Origin of the sequence: Methyloceanibacter sp., from assembly GCF_049590335.1 — a bacterium.
Lineage (GTDB): Bacteria > Pseudomonadota > Alphaproteobacteria > Rhizobiales > Methyloligellaceae > Methyloceanibacter.
Window position 1 is genome coordinate 19,690 of sequence record NZ_JBAWCQ010000017.1, and the last position, 13,491, is coordinate 33,180.

A 13,491-nucleotide genomic window follows, 5' to 3' on the forward strand; every position below is an offset into this window, starting at 1 on the left:
GACGGCGTGACGAACGCACCTGGGGGCGCCACACACGATGGGTGATATGAGAATCGCGGTTCTCGGTGCTGCTGGACGCATGGGTCAGGCCTTGACCCGAGCCCTGCACGCAACGCCAGGCTGCGAGATCGCCGGGGGGCTCGAAACCAAGGGATCGCCGGCCGTGGGACGGGATCTCGGCGAGATCGCCGGTCTCGGCGCCATCGGTGTTCCCATCACGGACGACGCACACGCCCTGTTCTCCCACGTGGAAGGCGTTCTCGACTTTACCCTGCCCAGAGCGACGACGGACTTCGTGGCGCTCTCGGCGCAGGCGCGGATTGTCCACGTCATCGGAACGACGGGCTTCACAGATGACCAGCTCGTGAAGCTCGACGCGGCGGCGCGCCATGCTACCATCGTGAAGGCGGGTAACATGAGCATGGGCGTCAATCTCATGGCCGCGCTCACGAAGCGCGTCGCGGAAATCTTGGGCCCCGAATTTGATATCGAGATTCTGGAGATGCACCACCGACACAAGCGCGACGCGCCCTCGGGCACGTCGCTGATGCTGGGTGAGGCTGCAGCAAACGGACGCGCGGTCGCGCTGGCGGATAAGGCCGTGCGGACCCGCGACGGTGAGACCGGCCCGCGACACGAGGGCGATATCGGGTTCGCTGCGCTCCGGGGCGGTGATGTCGTCGGCGAGCACAGCGTGATCTTCGCAGGGCCCGGCGAACGGATCGAACTCACCCATATCGCATCCGACCGCAGCATTTTCGCCCGCGGCGCCGTTCGCGGGGCGTTGTGGGCCAGAGGAGAGCCGCCTGGGCTATATTCCATGGCGGATGTGCTTGGGTTGTAACAACGCGCTGATGGCTCGTTTATCGGTCGCGCTAAGAGAGGACGCTAAGGTCTTGTTATCCTTGCAGTCAAAAAGTCACCTCAATGGGCGGCAATAGTGATCGCGGCTCTTCACGCTGCCGGACTATAGTCACCACCAATCAAGAGGCCGCAAAGGCATCACAGGGCCAATCGAGCAGACAATGACAGGGCGTCATTCAGGGGACATGCTTCAAAAAACCAGCGAACGGCAGCACGATTCAGACAATGTTCTGGTTTTGGTCCGGCATGGCCAGAGCGAGTGGAACCGCCTCAATATGTTCACGGGCTGGAAGGATGTTGGCCTCAGCGAGGAAGGCGTCACCGAAGCTCATCGCGCCGGCCAGCAGCTCAAGGACGAGGGACTGGTTTTCGACAGCGCCTTCGCCTCCACCCTGAAACGGGCCCACAACACACTCGACATCATTCTCGGCGAAGCGGGACAGGGCAAACTTCCCATCATCAAAGCCGCAGCCCTCAATGAGCGCGACTACGGCGACCTAGTCGGGATCAACAAGGAAGAGGCCCGCAAGCGCTTCGGCGCAGAGAAGGTGCAGATCTGGCAGCGGTCTTACGATGTGGCGCCCCCGGGAGGCGAATCGCTGAAGGATACAGCGGCTCGCGTTTGCCCATTCTTCGATCGCTGGATCGTTCCGGAGTTGCAGTCAGGCAAGAACGTCATCGTCGTCGCCCACGGAAATTCCCTGCGCTCGCTGATTATGGAGCTGGACAAGCTCAGCCCCGAAGAGGTTCAGCACTATTCGCTGGCGACTGCGACTCCGGTCATCTATCGCGTCAAGGCGGACGGAACCCTCACCGAGAAGCGCAGTCTTGCCGCTTGAACTAGGCGAACGCGGTCTGTTCGACATCGGGCGAGCGGGCGTCGCGCAGCGCCTCCTTGAGCGCGTCGGCGAATTCCTTCCGTTCTGGGTCTGTCAGAAAAGCCCCGAAAATGAGCCGTTTGCCGTGGCTGGCGAGCGACATCTCGGATGACAATCCGACGCGTTCGTCGACACGAACACTGACCCAATAGGGATTGAATCGCCAAGACTGCTCGTTGCCGTCCGGCGCGACACGCGTGACCGTCAGGGCGTCGTCCGTGAGCGCCACCGTCTCATAGACCCGCAAGGCGCGGAAATTGATCCGAAACGCCACGTAGACGAGGAGTACGTCGAGCCCCATAAAGCCCAACACGGGCCATGCGCCCATCAGAAAGAACATCAGCCCGGTCCCGAACGAAATCGTGCTGACCGCGAGCATGAAAATCAAAAAGCCCCGCGGCCCCAGCGAACGGTGCGGGTTCAGCACCGCGCGAAAGCACGGTTCTGGACCATCTGGGCCTTGCAGCGTGGGATGCGTCTCTGTCATAGCGTTGAGGCTAGTACAGCTGGGAAGGTGGCAAAGCGCAAGTGGCCGCACGAGCAAAAACACGTGAGGCGCCGAAGAGACCGCAGAAACGGCGGGCTCTACGCGCGAAACTCACGCGCGCGCAGATCGAGGACATGTTTGCGCGATTCCAGGCCCTCGATCCCGACCCCAGGACGGAGCTGGACTACCGCGATCCCTTCACGCTGCTCGTGGCCGTCGTCCTCTCCGCACAAGCGACCGACGTGTCGGTCAACCGAGCCACATCGGCTCTGTTCGAGACCGCCGACACAGCGGAAAAAATGGCCGCTCTCGGCGAGGCCGAGGTTAGTGAACATATCAAAACGATCGGGCTGTTCCGGAACAAGGCCAAGAACGTGATCGCGCTCTCGCAGAAACTCCTCGCCGAGCACGGCGGCAAGGTGCCCGAGAACCGCAAGGATCTGGAGGCGCTGCCGGGCGTCGGGCGCAAGACCGCCAATGTCGTGCTCAACGTCGCCTTCGGCCAACCGACCATCGCGATCGACACGCATATCTTCCGGGTCTCGAACCGGACCGGTCTGGCCCCTGGAAAAACGCCCCTCGAGGTCGAGGAGACGTTGGAGCGTGTCATCCCCGACCAGTACAAGCTTCATGCGCATCATTGGCTGATCCTGCACGGACGCTATGTGTGCAAGGCGCGTAAGCCCGAGTGCTGGCGCTGCCATGTCCGCGATCTGTGCACGTTCAAACAGAAGGTGGAAGCGCCCGGCTAGAGGTGCGTGGTCTGCGCGATTTGGTCCTTCCTCGCATCGCGCTGTCCGCTCCGCAGCAAACCCGAATTGGGCCTTGCGGCGATATGCTTCCACATGCGTACCATGAAGCCCGTCGCGAAGAGCGGCGTGAGGAGGTTCAGAATGGGTACGGAGGCCAAAGCCGCAATCACCAGCCCGGACAGCAGGACGGACGTGCTGTTGGCCTTCCGGATGCGTTTGGCCTCGCGCTCACTCACATGCCGCATGGCCGCCAGTTCGAAATACTCACGGCCCAGCAGATAACCGTTGCCCAAATAGAACGCGATCAGATTGACACCCGGAACCAGCAGCAGTAGCAGCGCAATCAAGTTGACAATCAGCACCACGAAGAAAAAGCGGACCGCGAGCCAGATCGACCGCGCCGTCGGCAACTCGCGCCCTCGCGGATCGTCGGGAAAATTCTGCCGCTCGACAACACTGGCGATGTCGTCGAGATAGAGGCCCGCGATCAGCGATGTCACTGGCGGGATGAGGAAGATCGAGCCTGCCAAAAGCGCCAGGCCACCGAGCACCTGGATCCCGGTTTCGATCCAATCGGGCCAGGCGACAAAGTGCGCGAACGACCACTCCACAGCGATAATGAGCCCCGCAAGCAAGGCCAGCGTGAAGGCGACGCACTTCACCATGACCGCGCGAAATGGCGGCGAGAAGAGCTCCTCAAAGGCTTGACGTGCTGCTTTAAGCATGACGTTGTCCTGCTTCGGTCTGCCGGAGGGACTATAGCGAGCCAGTTTGGTGACGCCAGCGGCAGCACCGGATTGACCAATATCGAACGGGGAGACTTTACGAGACTATGGCTGCAACGATTTATGACGTGGTTGGCATCGGCAATGCCATCGTGGATATCATCGCGCGTTGCGACGACGCCTTTCTCTCCAAGCGTAACCTCGATAAAGGCTTTATGCGGCTGATCGACTCTAACGAAGCCGCCGAGCTTTACGAGGAGATGGGTCCGGCCACGGAACGCTCCGGTGGCTCGGTTGCAAATTCAATCGCGGGTCTCGCTTCGCTCGGCGCCAAATGCGGCTTCATCGGACGGGTTGCCGCCGACCAGTTCGGCGGGATATTCCGCCATGACATCCGCTCCTTGGGCATCGCCTATGCGACCGAACCTGCGGTCGACGGAGCACCGACAGCGCGCTGCCTCGTGCTAGTGACGCCCGACGGCGAGCGCACCATGAACACGTTCCTGGGCGCGAGTGTGGACCTGACCGCCGCCGATATCGACGCCGAGCTCATCAGCGCCGCGAAAGTCGTCTATCTGGAAGGCTATCTCTTCGACAAAGACGAGGCTAAGTCCGCCTTCCGCCAGGCGGCAAAGCTCGCCAAGGACGCTGGCGCCAAGGTAGCCCTGTCGCTGTCAGACCCGTTCTGCGTGGACCGGCACCGCGATGACTTCCGCGCGCTCGTCAAGGACGGCGCCGACATCGTGTTCGCCAACGAGAAGGAGATCACCTCCCTCTACGAAACCAACACGTTTCTGGAGGCCGCCGACGCCGCCTTGCAGGACTGTGAGATGGCCGTCCTGACCCGGTCCGAAGCGGGATCGCTGATCGTGGGCGGCGGCGAGACAACGGAAATTAGCGCCGATCCCGTCTCCGAGGTGGTGGACGCCACAGGCGCGGGCGATCTCTACGCCGCAGGCTTCCTGTTCGGCCTCACCAAGGGCCTGCCGATTGCCGATTGCGGGCGCCTCGGCAGCCTCGCCGCGGCCGAAGCGATCTCCCATATCGGGGCACGACCCGAGGCCAATCTCGTGGAGCTTGCCAAGGACCGTGGGCTTTTGTACTGACCGCGTGAGCCTCAGAGCTTCCGCAGCACCACGCTTTCCACGGCGTGTCCCTCGCCTTTTTGCAAGATGAGGTCGGCGCGCTGCCGCGTCGGCAGAATGTTCTCGCGCAGATTAACAAGATTGATTGTCCGCCAGAGCGACAATGCGGTTGTGCGCGCCTCGCTTTCGGACAGCGTCGAATAGCGGTGGAAATAGGCCGCCGGGTCGCGGAAGACGGTTTGGCGCAAACGCAGGAAGCGTTCCACATACCATCGCTCGACGAGTTCTTCGGCGGCATCGATATAGATCGAGAAATCGAAGAAGTCCGACACAAAGGGAATGGCCTCGCCGTCCTTAGGCAGGATCGCGGGCTGGAGCACGTTGAGACCTTCCACGATTACGATATCGGGGTTTTCAACGGCGAGCGTGTGGCCGTGCAGCACGTCATAGGCCACATGGGAATAGACCGGCGCCTCGACGCGCGCCTTGCCGGACTTCACCTCGGCCAGGAAGTTGAGTAGCGCCGGCAGATTGTAGCTCTCGGGAAAGCCTTTGCGGCTCATCAGGCTCCGGTGTTCCAGCGCGGTGTTCGAGTAGAGGAAACCATCGGTGGGAACGAGCGCCACATTGGGATGGCTCGGCCAGCGCGCGAGCAAGGCCTGGAGCACGCGGGCCGACGTGCTCTTGCCGGCCGCGACGCTCCCGGCGAGGCCGATGACGAATGGCACCTTCCCGTCGCCCTTGCGCAGAAACTCCTCCGTAACACCATGCAGACCTTGCGAGGCTTCCACATAGAGGTTGAGCAGGCGGCTCAGCGGCAGATAGACATCGACCACCTCGTCGGTGGAGACCCGCTCGGTAACGCCGGAGAGATTCTCAAGATCGGCTTCGGTCAGCGTGAGCGGCGTGTCCTCGCGCAAATGTGCCCATTCCTCTCGCGAATAGCTCGTGTAAGGCGAGAAGGCGACGGCAGGTCTGGTGTCCATCACGAAGAACCCGGGTCCGGCTAGTCCGTTGGTCCATCATGGCGCGCAAGGCCCGATGTGCCCATGCGTTGCTCGAGCGCTTCGCAAACCTCATCAAGTGCGATGTCACGCGATTCCAGCAGGACCAGAAAATGATAGAGCAAGTCGGCGCTCTCGGAGACGAGGGCGCTTCTGTCTTGTGCAATAGCGGCAATAGCCACCTCGACCCCCTCTTCGCCGACCTTCTTGGCCGACTTGATCGGATCGTCCAGCAGTCGCCGCGTGTAGGACTTGTCGTGCGCGGCGGTCCGGCGTTCGCGGATCGTGGCGGCGAGCCTATCCAATGCATCCTTGCTCATGCTTTGGCTCATACACCGTGGTGGCGCTGCTGGGAATAGGCGCAAAGGCTCATGGGTAGCTTAAGGATCCAGCCGCACCGGCAGGCCCGCATCGGCCATGAAGTGCTTGGCGGCTCCGATCGAGTGCTCGCCAAAGTGGAAAATCGAGGCGGCCAGGACTGCCGAGGCATGCCCCTCGCTGACGCCGTCCACCAGATGCTGCAAATTACCTACGCCGCCCGACGCAATGACGGGCACGGACACCGCGTCCGCAATTGCGCAGGTCAGAACATTGTCGAACCCGGCACGCGTGCCGTCCCGGTCCATGGAGGTGAGCAGAATTTCGCCAGCCCCCAGCGAGACGACTTCTTCGGCATAGGCGATCGCGTCGATGCTGGTCGGCTCGCGACCGCCATGAGTGAATATCTCGAAGCGCGGCGTCTTGCCGACAGCGCCCACGCGTTTGGCATCAATTGCTACCACGATGCACTGCGCCCCGAATTTCTCGGCCGCGCGGCGCACGAGCTGCCGGTCTAGGACGGCCGCCGTGTTGATCGCGACCTTATCCGCGCCCGCTTCCAGCAGCGCCCGGACATCTTCAGTAGACCGGACTCCCCCGCCCACGGTCAGCGGCATGAAACAGCGCTCCGCAGTGCGGCTGACGATATCGAGGATCGTTCCCCGCTTTTCGTGACTTGCGGTGATATCGAGAAAGCACAGCTCGTCCGCGCCGGCTTGATCATAGGCGGCGGCGGCCTCAACAGGATCGCCCGCGTCACGCAAATCGACGAAGTTCACGCCTTTGACGACACGGCCATCTTTCACATCGAGGCAGGGAATGACACGGACTTTGAGCATGGGTCAGTACTGCCCCGTCACACCGTGATGGCCGTACTTCGCGGCGATGAGGCCGAGCGCTTCGCCCGCGTCGAGCCGGCCGTCATAGAGCGCACGCCCTGCTATCGCGCCATCGAGCTTGGCGTAGCGCGGCGCCACGAGGCGTTTGATGTCGTCGATGGAGGCGAGACCGCCGCTGGCGATCACCGGCACAGACACGGAGTCGGCCAGTTCTGCCGTCGCCTCGAGATTGAGCCCTTCGAGCAGCCCGTCGCGGGCGATGTCGGTGTGGATGATGGCGGCAACGCCCGCATCTTCGAAGCGGCGCGCCAGATCCAGCGCCGTCATCTCGGACGTCTCCGCCCAGCCTTCGATGGCGACCTTGCCGTCGCGGGCATCGATCCCGACTGCGATACAGCCCGGAAAGTCCCGCGCCGCCTCGCGCACGAGATCGGGGTCGCGCACTGCCGCCGTGCCAAGGATCACCCGGTCGATGCCCTTGTCGAGCCACATGGCGATCGTGTCGATATCGCGAATGCCGCCGCCGAGCTGGATGGGCAGGTGAATCGTCGCAAAGATCGCCTCAACCGCGGGACCGTTGACGGGCTTGCCCTCGAACGCGCCGTTGAGATCGACCACATGTAGCCACTCGAAACCTTTATCTTCGAACTCTTTGGCCTGCGCGGCAGGGTCGGCGTTGAACACGGTGGCCTGGTCCATTTCGCCTTTGCGCAAGCGCACGCATTGGCCGTCTTTCAGATCGATGGCGGGGAATAGGATCATGAGACACGTCTCTTTAGGGCTTCCACTTGAGGAAATTGGCGATCAGCGCCAATCCCAGTTTTTGACTCTTCTCGGGGTGAAACTGGCTGCCGGCCACATTGTCCCGCGCGACGAAGGCCGTGACCGCGCCCCCATAGCCAGTGGTCGCGACGCGCGCGTCGGGGGCTGTGGGCACGAAGTGATAGGAGTGTACGAAATAGGCGTGAAGGCCGTTCTCGCCCGTCGGAATACCCTCGAACAGCGCATGATCGCGTTCGAGATTGAGCGTGTTCCAGCCCATATGCGGGATTTTAAGCGCGACGTCATCGGGTTCGATGGCGCGGACTTCCCCGCCGATCCAATCAAGGCCCGGCGTGATGCCGTGTTCCAGCCCCCGGCTCGCCATGAGCTGCAGGCCGACACAGATACCAAGAAACGGGGCCCCGCGCTCGGTCACCGCCTCGCCGAGCGCCTCGATCATGCCGGGCACGGCCGCGAGCCCAGCCTTGCAATCGGCGAAGGCGCCGACGCCGGGCAGGACGATGCGGTCGGCGGCGCGCACATCGTCTGGCTCCGTCGTGACCTTGATCTTGAGTGGCGAGCCGAGTTCGCCGGCTGCGCGTTCGAAGGCTTTCGCGGCGGAATGAAGATTCCCGGAGCCGTAATCGATGATGGCGACATGCATGGCGCTAGCTCCGCGGAAACGAGCCGATCACTTCGTCGCCGCCAAAGGGGCGGGTCGGCACGATCGCGGCGCTTTTCGGGGGGACGGGCATGACAGCCGGTATGGCCGTCTGTGACAGCGCTTGCTCGGGAAGCCAGCGTGAGAAGAAGCGCGTTTCGGCCTCAACCCGGTCCCGGCCCGATGCGGTGCCGGCGAAGTTGAAGCCGCGGCGGCGCAAAGCCCAGGCGCGCAGATCGTTGGCTTCGAACGCGAATAGAATCGTGAGGCCGAGCGTGGCCCAGCCCGCGATCTCTTTCCCGGATGGATCCGATCCAAAGAGCATCGGCAACGACAGGAAGAGAACCAGAAAAGCGAGCAGCTCCAGCCACATCCGGTGATAGATCAGCCAGAGGATGGGCGCAAACAGCGCAAGCCAGGCAATGCCCTCCTTCACGAAGGCAACCCTGTCGGCGCGCAGTAGCGCTTCAGCATCGCCTTCGCCCGAAGGCGGACTTGAAGGCTCATAGACGGAATAGACGGTCACTATTCGTTACGCTCAACTTCGATCAGGCGGTAGTACCGGCGCTCCGGCGAAACGGAAGGTTACAGTTGCCCCTTGGTGGAGGGCACCCGCCCGCTCTGCCGCTCGTCAATGGCCACAGCCTGGCGCAACGCCCTTGCGAGCGCTTTATAGCAGGTCTCGGCCACGTGGTGATTGTTCTCGCCATAGAGATTCTCGACGTGGAGCGTGATGCCCGCGTTCTGCGCGAAGGCCTGGAACCACTCACGGAAGAGCTCGGTGTCCATCTCGCCTATCTTGGAACGGCTGAAGTTCACCTTCCAAACCAGGAACGGACGCCCCGACACGTCGACCGCGACGCGCGTCAGCGTCTCGTCCATGGGCACGTAGCAGGACGCGTAGCGCGTGATTCCGGCCTTGTCGCCGAGGGCTTTCGCAAAGGCCTGTCCCAGCACGATCCCCGAATCCTCCGTGGTGTGGTGCTGGTCGATATGAAGATCGCCTTTCGCCTTCAAAATGATGTCGACCAGCCCGTGGCGGGCGAGTTGTTCCAGCATGTGATCGAGAAAGCCCACACCCGTGGCGATATCGTATGCGCCCGTCCCCTCGAGATTGACGGTGGCGCTGATGTTCGTTTCCTTGGTGCGGCGGCCGACCGTCGCAGTGCGGCCTCTTACCGGCATGGCGGCATCCGCTGATTTGCTTCGCTGTTGCATGTCTGCCAGCCTAGCCCAAAGGCCCTTAGCAATTCGCTTCCATAACGACTGGCTTATACGCCCCGTCATGCAGGCATGCTATGGGTGACTTTCATAAATTGAGGGATTTAGGTTCATGCGCCGCCTGTTTCTGCTGCTCTTGATCCTGCTCGCCGTCTACATCGCCTATCCGTATTGGACGCTCTACCGGCTTGAGCAGGCGCTTCTGACCAACAACGCCGAATCCTTGAAGAAGATCGTCGATTTCCCAGCTATTCGAGCGAGCGCGAAAGCGCAAGTAGCGGACGGACTCATGGAAAGATCTCAGTAATTGGGCGAAAAACGCCGGGTCCTGGGCGATATCGGCGAGGCGCTGACCAAGATACTTGGGCCCTCGGTCATCGGCGGCACGGTGGATAGCCTCGTGACCCCAGAGGCCCTCCTGAACAATCCCACCGTGGTCGAACATCGGGAAAAAGAAGAGGGATTTGGGGACTATATGACCTACGCCTTCTTCACCTCGCCCACCACTTTCAGGGTGGATGCCAAGGACCCCAACGAGGCGGACGCGGCCACCATCGCCTCCACCATGACCCTGGATGGCTTTCGCTGGCGTGTCACCAAGGTTGCGCTGCCGCCCCTGAAATCACTAGTGCCCTCCGTCAATTAGCGCGGGCGACGAGCCGGCGAGCGGCCAGAAGTGGCCAAACTGCTCCTTTTGGGGGCGCCGCTTGACGAACGGGGCCGCAGGGCCGATATCGCATTGCAGTATGAGCGCACCCTCCTCCTCCCCTGAGGTCTGGCACGGCACGACCATTCTCACCGTCCGCAAGGGCGGCAAGGTGGTGGTCGCCGGCGACGGCCAGGTCTCCTTGGGCCAAACCATCATCAAAGGCACAGCGCGCAAGGTGCGCCGGGTAGGCTCCGGACCGGTCATTGCCGGCTTCGCGGGCTCGACCGCCGACGCCTTTACCCTGTTCGAACGCCTTGAAACCAAGCTTGAGCGGTTCCCGGACCAGCTGAAGCGCGCCTGCGTGGAGCTGGCCAAGGATTGGCGAACTGATCGGTATTTGCGGCGCCTGGAGGCCATGATGATCGTGGCCGATCCGAACGAGAGTCTCGTCTTGACTGGCACGGGCGACGTGCTGGAACCGGACGATGCGGTTATGGGCATCGGCTCGGGCGGCATGTATGCGCTCGCTGCCGCCAAGGCCCTGCTCGAGTCCGATCTCGATGCCGAGCAGATTGCGCGCAAGGCCATGGCCATTGCCGCCCAAATCTGCGTCTACACCAATGACGCCCTCACGATCGAAACCCTCGACGCGACCGCCAATTAGTTCCGGACCGACCAGTACCTACATGACCGCTTTTTCCCCCCGCGAAATCGTTTCAGAACTCGACCGCCATATCGTCGGCCAGAATGACGCCAAGCGCGCCGTCGCCATCGCCTTGCGCAACCGCTGGCGGCGCCAGCAGCTCGACGAAGACATGCGCGAGGAGGTTTTGCCGAAGAACATTCTGATGATCGGCCCCACCGGCGTCGGCAAGACGGAGATCTCTCGGCGCCTGGCCAAGCTCGCCGGCGCGCCCTTCATCAAGATCGAAGCGACCAAATTCACCGAAGTTGGCTATGTGGGCCGCGACGTCGAACAGATCGTCCGTGATCTGATCGAGACGGGTATCGGTCTGGTCCGCGACGCCAAGCGCAAAGAGGTTGAGGCCAAGGCCCAAGTCAACGCCGAAGAGCGCGTGATCGATGCCCTTGTCGGCGCAGGCGCAAGCAGTTCGACCCGCGAATCCTTCCGGCGGAAACTGAGGACCAACGAGCTAAATGACAAGGAGATCGAGATTCAGGTCGCCGATACGGGCGGCGGCATGCCGTCCTTCGATATTCCCGGTATGCCGGGCAGCCAGGTCGGCATGGTCAATCTCTCCGATATGCTCGGCAAGGCCTTCGGCCAGCGCACCAAGCCGCGCACGGTCACGGTGCAAGACTCCTTTGGCATTCTCATGGCCGAGGAATCCGACAAGCTCATCGACGACGACATGTTGATCCAGGAAGCGATCAGCAACGTCGAGAACAACGGAATCGTCTTTCTTGACGAGATCGATAAGATCTGCGCCCGGTCCGATCGCGCAGGCGCGGACGTCAGCCGCGAAGGGGTGCAGCGCGATCTCCTGCCCCTCATCGAGGGCACGACCGTCGGCACGAAATACGGGCCCGTGAAGACGGACCACATCCTCTTCATTGCCTCGGGTGCGTTTCACATCTCCAAGCCCTCGGATCTGCTGCCCGAGCTGCAAGGGCGTTTGCCCATACGTGTGGAGCTGCGCGCGCTCACCCGCGAGGATTTCCGTCGCATCCTGACCGAGCCCAAGGCCTGTCTCATCAATCAGTATGTGGCGCTGATGAAAACGGAAGGCGTGACGCTGGACTTCACCGAAGACGCCATCGACGCCATTGCCGATATCGCTGTCGAGGTGAATACTTCTGTCGAGAACATCGGCGCGCGGCGCTTGATGACGGTGATGGAGCGCATTCTCGACGACATCTCGTTTGCTGCTTCCGACAGAGACGGTGAGGAGATCACCATCGATGCGGCGTATGTCCGCGAGCATATCGGCGACCTCGCCAAGAACGCCGACCTGTCGAAGTTTATTCTTTAAGGACGAGCTCACGAAAGATGGACCATCGCGTCGTGATCTCCGGCTGCTCGGGCGGGGGTAAATCGACCTAGTTCGAAGCACTCCGGGAGAGGCGCTATGCTGTCGTCGAAAAGCCGGGCAGTCGGATCGTTCGACAAGAGCTGGCGTCGAATGGTGCGGCATTGCCCTGGATTGATGCCGCAGCCTTCGCACGGCGGGCGGTCGCGATGTCCATCGCCGATTGGCAAGCAGCTGCCGTTCTTGAGGGCGGGGTCTTCTTCGACCAAAGCTTGGTCGATGCCGCCTCGGCGCTAGAACAGGTCACAGGCGACGGTGTGCTTCATGAGCTTGGCCGGGCCCTATCGGTATCATCACCTTGCCGCCCTGGCCTGAGATCTATTGGCACGATGGCGAGCGGCAGCACCGATTCGACACGGCAACCGACGAGTGTGCGGGGCTCCTCGCTGATTATCCCTCTCTCGGTTACGAAGTCGCGATCCTGCAAAAGGTCGGCGTGGCGGAGCGTGCGGACTTCATCCTTCGGACGTTGGGGACCGAGGGCCAGCTCAGCGAATAGGCGCTAGCGGGTTCGAGATGACCGCCGCAGCCGCACATAGAGCGCGCCTTCGCCACCGAGGCGGCGCGGGGCTTCGGAGAAGCTGACGATCAGCGGCGCCAAATCTCCGTGAGAGAGCCATTGCGGCACCGCCTGGCGGAGCACACCGCGGGCGTCTTCTTCGTAGAAGCTCCTGCCCTCGTCACGAAGTGACCCCTTCCCGGTGATGACCAGCACATGCCGGTAGTCCTTTCCGCGTGCCCAATGCAAGAATTTCTGCAACGCACTATGAGCCTCGCGCTGGCGCATGCCGTGCAGGTCGATGCGCGCCTCGATGGCAAGGTTGCCCTTGTCGAGCTTGCGCACCGTCTGCCTATCGAGGCCGGGTTTTGGCGAAAGCGCCTTTTTGACCGTGATTTTGGGCTGCCGGGTCCGCACCGGTGACGCCGTAGGTACGACGCCTTCTGACGCAGGCGTCTTGGCTTTTGGCGACGCTTGCCTGGGCGTCGGTGGCTTGAGCGGCGTCTCCAAATCGATGAAGCGGTTCTTCTTGGTCAGCGGTTCGGCTGTCTCGACGACCCGCGCCCACAGCGCCGCGTCGTCTTCGAGGCAGCCGTGCCCGCCGCCGGTCTTGTCAGGCTTTTCCTTGCTCGCGCCCGCTTTGCCTGGTTTTTCGCTGCCTGATTTGCCCTTGGCCATGAAACTACACTAGCGCAA

General features: G+C 62.2%; 19 protein-coding genes and 1 pseudogene. 10 read left to right on the forward strand and 10 right to left on the reverse strand.

All coding sequences use genetic code 11. The annotated features are described in order from the left end of the window. The first annotated feature begins 37 nt into the window (after nucleotides 1–37). Nucleotides 38–844 (forward strand): 4-hydroxy-tetrahydrodipicolinate reductase, encoded by an 807-nt coding sequence (gene dapB, locus WBQ77_RS01270; protein ID WP_424042820.1) that lies wholly within the window; start codon nucleotides 38–40, stop codon nucleotides 842–844. Nucleotides 845–1,049: 205 nt separating this feature from the next. After that, nucleotides 1,050–1,703, forward strand: a complete 654-nt coding sequence (locus tag WBQ77_RS01275; protein ID WP_424042821.1) for a 2,3-bisphosphoglycerate-dependent phosphoglycerate mutase — start codon at nucleotides 1,050–1,052, stop codon at nucleotides 1,701–1,703. 1 nt (nucleotide 1,704) lies between these two features. Here the strand turns inward: WBQ77_RS01275 and WBQ77_RS01280 are convergent, their stop codons facing one another. Then, nucleotides 1,705–2,229: a DUF2244 domain-containing protein gene (locus WBQ77_RS01280; RefSeq protein WP_424042822.1), complete on the reverse strand. Its 525-nt coding sequence runs from the start codon at nucleotides 2,227–2,229 to the stop codon at nucleotides 1,705–1,707. Between the two features lie 41 nt (nucleotides 2,230–2,270). Here WBQ77_RS01280 and nth point away from each other — a divergent pair, with 41 nt between their 5' ends. Next, nucleotides 2,271–2,981, forward strand: a complete 711-nt coding sequence (gene nth / locus WBQ77_RS01285; protein WP_424042823.1) for an endonuclease III — start codon at nucleotides 2,271–2,273, stop codon at nucleotides 2,979–2,981. Here the strand turns inward: nth and WBQ77_RS01290 are convergent. Continuing rightward, nucleotides 2,978–3,706 (reverse strand): sulfate transporter family protein, encoded by a 729-nt coding sequence (locus tag WBQ77_RS01290; protein ID WP_424042824.1) that lies wholly within the window; start codon nucleotides 3,704–3,706, stop codon nucleotides 2,978–2,980. The two genes, nth and WBQ77_RS01290, sit on opposite strands and share 4 nt — an antisense overlap. A gap of 107 nt (nucleotides 3,707–3,813) precedes the next feature. Here WBQ77_RS01290 and WBQ77_RS01295 point away from each other — a divergent pair, with 107 nt between their 5' ends. After that, nucleotides 3,814–4,812 carry an adenosine kinase gene (locus WBQ77_RS01295; RefSeq protein WP_424042825.1) on the forward strand — a complete coding sequence of 333 codons (999 nt, stop codon included), beginning with the start codon at nucleotides 3,814–3,816 and terminating at the stop codon, nucleotides 4,810–4,812. Nucleotides 4,813–4,823: 11 nt separating this feature from the next. Here WBQ77_RS01295 and coaA read toward each other — a convergent pair whose 3' ends face one another. Genes coaA through hisB form a run of 7 tightly spaced genes read right to left on the reverse strand, consistent with a single transcriptional unit; the run spans nucleotide 4,824 to nucleotide 9,593 of the window. Next, nucleotides 4,824–5,777, reverse strand: coding sequence for a type I pantothenate kinase (coaA, locus tag WBQ77_RS01300; protein ID WP_424042826.1), 954 nt, complete (start codon nucleotides 5,775–5,777; stop codon nucleotides 4,824–4,826). A 20-nt stretch (nucleotides 5,778–5,797) separates the two neighbouring features. After that, on the reverse strand, nucleotides 5,798–6,115 hold the full coding sequence (gene hisE, locus WBQ77_RS01305) for a phosphoribosyl-ATP diphosphatase (protein ID WP_424042827.1): 318 nt from the start codon (nucleotides 6,113–6,115) through the stop codon (nucleotides 5,798–5,800). Nucleotides 6,116–6,175: 60 nt separating this feature from the next. Continuing rightward, on the reverse strand, nucleotides 6,176–6,952 hold the full coding sequence (gene hisF, locus WBQ77_RS01310) for an imidazole glycerol phosphate synthase subunit HisF (RefSeq protein ID WP_424042828.1): 777 nt from the start codon (nucleotides 6,950–6,952) through the stop codon (nucleotides 6,176–6,178). A gap of 3 nt (nucleotides 6,953–6,955) precedes the next feature. Further along, nucleotides 6,956–7,714 carry a 1-(5-phosphoribosyl)-5-[(5-phosphoribosylamino)methylideneamino]imidazole-4-carboxamide isomerase gene (gene hisA, locus WBQ77_RS01315; protein WP_424058569.1) on the reverse strand — a complete coding sequence of 253 codons (759 nt, stop codon included), beginning with the start codon at nucleotides 7,712–7,714 and terminating at the stop codon, nucleotides 6,956–6,958. 13 nt (nucleotides 7,715–7,727) lie between these two features. Beyond that, nucleotides 7,728–8,378: an imidazole glycerol phosphate synthase subunit HisH gene (gene hisH, locus WBQ77_RS01320; RefSeq protein WP_424045346.1), complete on the reverse strand. Its 651-nt coding sequence runs from the start codon at nucleotides 8,376–8,378 to the stop codon at nucleotides 7,728–7,730. A gap of 4 nt (nucleotides 8,379–8,382) precedes the next feature. Beyond that, nucleotides 8,383–8,901 carry a DUF2628 domain-containing protein gene (locus WBQ77_RS01325; protein WP_424058571.1) on the reverse strand — a complete coding sequence of 173 codons (519 nt, stop codon included), beginning with the start codon at nucleotides 8,899–8,901 and terminating at the stop codon, nucleotides 8,383–8,385. A gap of 59 nt (nucleotides 8,902–8,960) precedes the next feature. Further along, complete coding sequence (gene hisB / locus WBQ77_RS01330) at nucleotides 8,961–9,593, reverse strand: imidazoleglycerol-phosphate dehydratase HisB (protein WP_424058573.1); 633 nt, start codon at nucleotides 9,591–9,593, stop codon at nucleotides 8,961–8,963. Nucleotides 9,594–9,708: 115 nt separating this feature from the next. Between hisB and WBQ77_RS01335 the strand changes: the two genes are divergently transcribed. From WBQ77_RS01335 to WBQ77_RS01360, 6 genes and pseudogenes are all read left to right on the forward strand, one after another. Next, nucleotides 9,709–9,903, forward strand: a complete 195-nt coding sequence (locus WBQ77_RS01335; protein ID WP_424045342.1) for a DUF2939 domain-containing protein — start codon at nucleotides 9,709–9,711, stop codon at nucleotides 9,901–9,903. Then, complete coding sequence (locus WBQ77_RS01340; protein WP_424045340.1) at nucleotides 9,904–10,242, forward strand: hypothetical protein; 339 nt, start codon at nucleotides 9,904–9,906, stop codon at nucleotides 10,240–10,242. It abuts the gene before it with no gap. 100 nt (nucleotides 10,243–10,342) lie between these two features. Continuing rightward, nucleotides 10,343–10,909, forward strand: coding sequence for an ATP-dependent protease subunit HslV (hslV, locus tag WBQ77_RS01345; protein ID WP_424045339.1), 567 nt, complete (start codon nucleotides 10,343–10,345; stop codon nucleotides 10,907–10,909). A 22-nt stretch (nucleotides 10,910–10,931) separates the two neighbouring features. Further along, on the forward strand, nucleotides 10,932–12,239 hold the full coding sequence (hslU, locus tag WBQ77_RS01350; RefSeq protein ID WP_424045337.1) for an ATP-dependent protease ATPase subunit HslU: 1,308 nt from the start codon (nucleotides 10,932–10,934) through the stop codon (nucleotides 12,237–12,239). A gap of 125 nt (nucleotides 12,240–12,364) precedes the next feature. After that, nucleotides 12,365–12,490, forward strand: a pseudogene (locus WBQ77_RS01355) (AAA family ATPase); the annotation flags it as partial. A gap of 104 nt (nucleotides 12,491–12,594) precedes the next feature. Then, complete coding sequence (locus tag WBQ77_RS01360; protein WP_424058575.1) at nucleotides 12,595–12,795, forward strand: hypothetical protein; 201 nt, start codon at nucleotides 12,595–12,597, stop codon at nucleotides 12,793–12,795. A 3-nt stretch (nucleotides 12,796–12,798) separates the two neighbouring features. Here the strand turns inward: WBQ77_RS01360 and WBQ77_RS01365 are convergent, their stop codons facing one another. Beyond that, nucleotides 12,799–13,473 carry a Smr/MutS family protein gene (locus WBQ77_RS01365; protein ID WP_424045335.1) on the reverse strand — a complete coding sequence of 225 codons (675 nt, stop codon included), beginning with the start codon at nucleotides 13,471–13,473 and terminating at the stop codon, nucleotides 12,799–12,801. Between the last annotated feature and the right edge of the window lie 18 nt (nucleotides 13,474–13,491).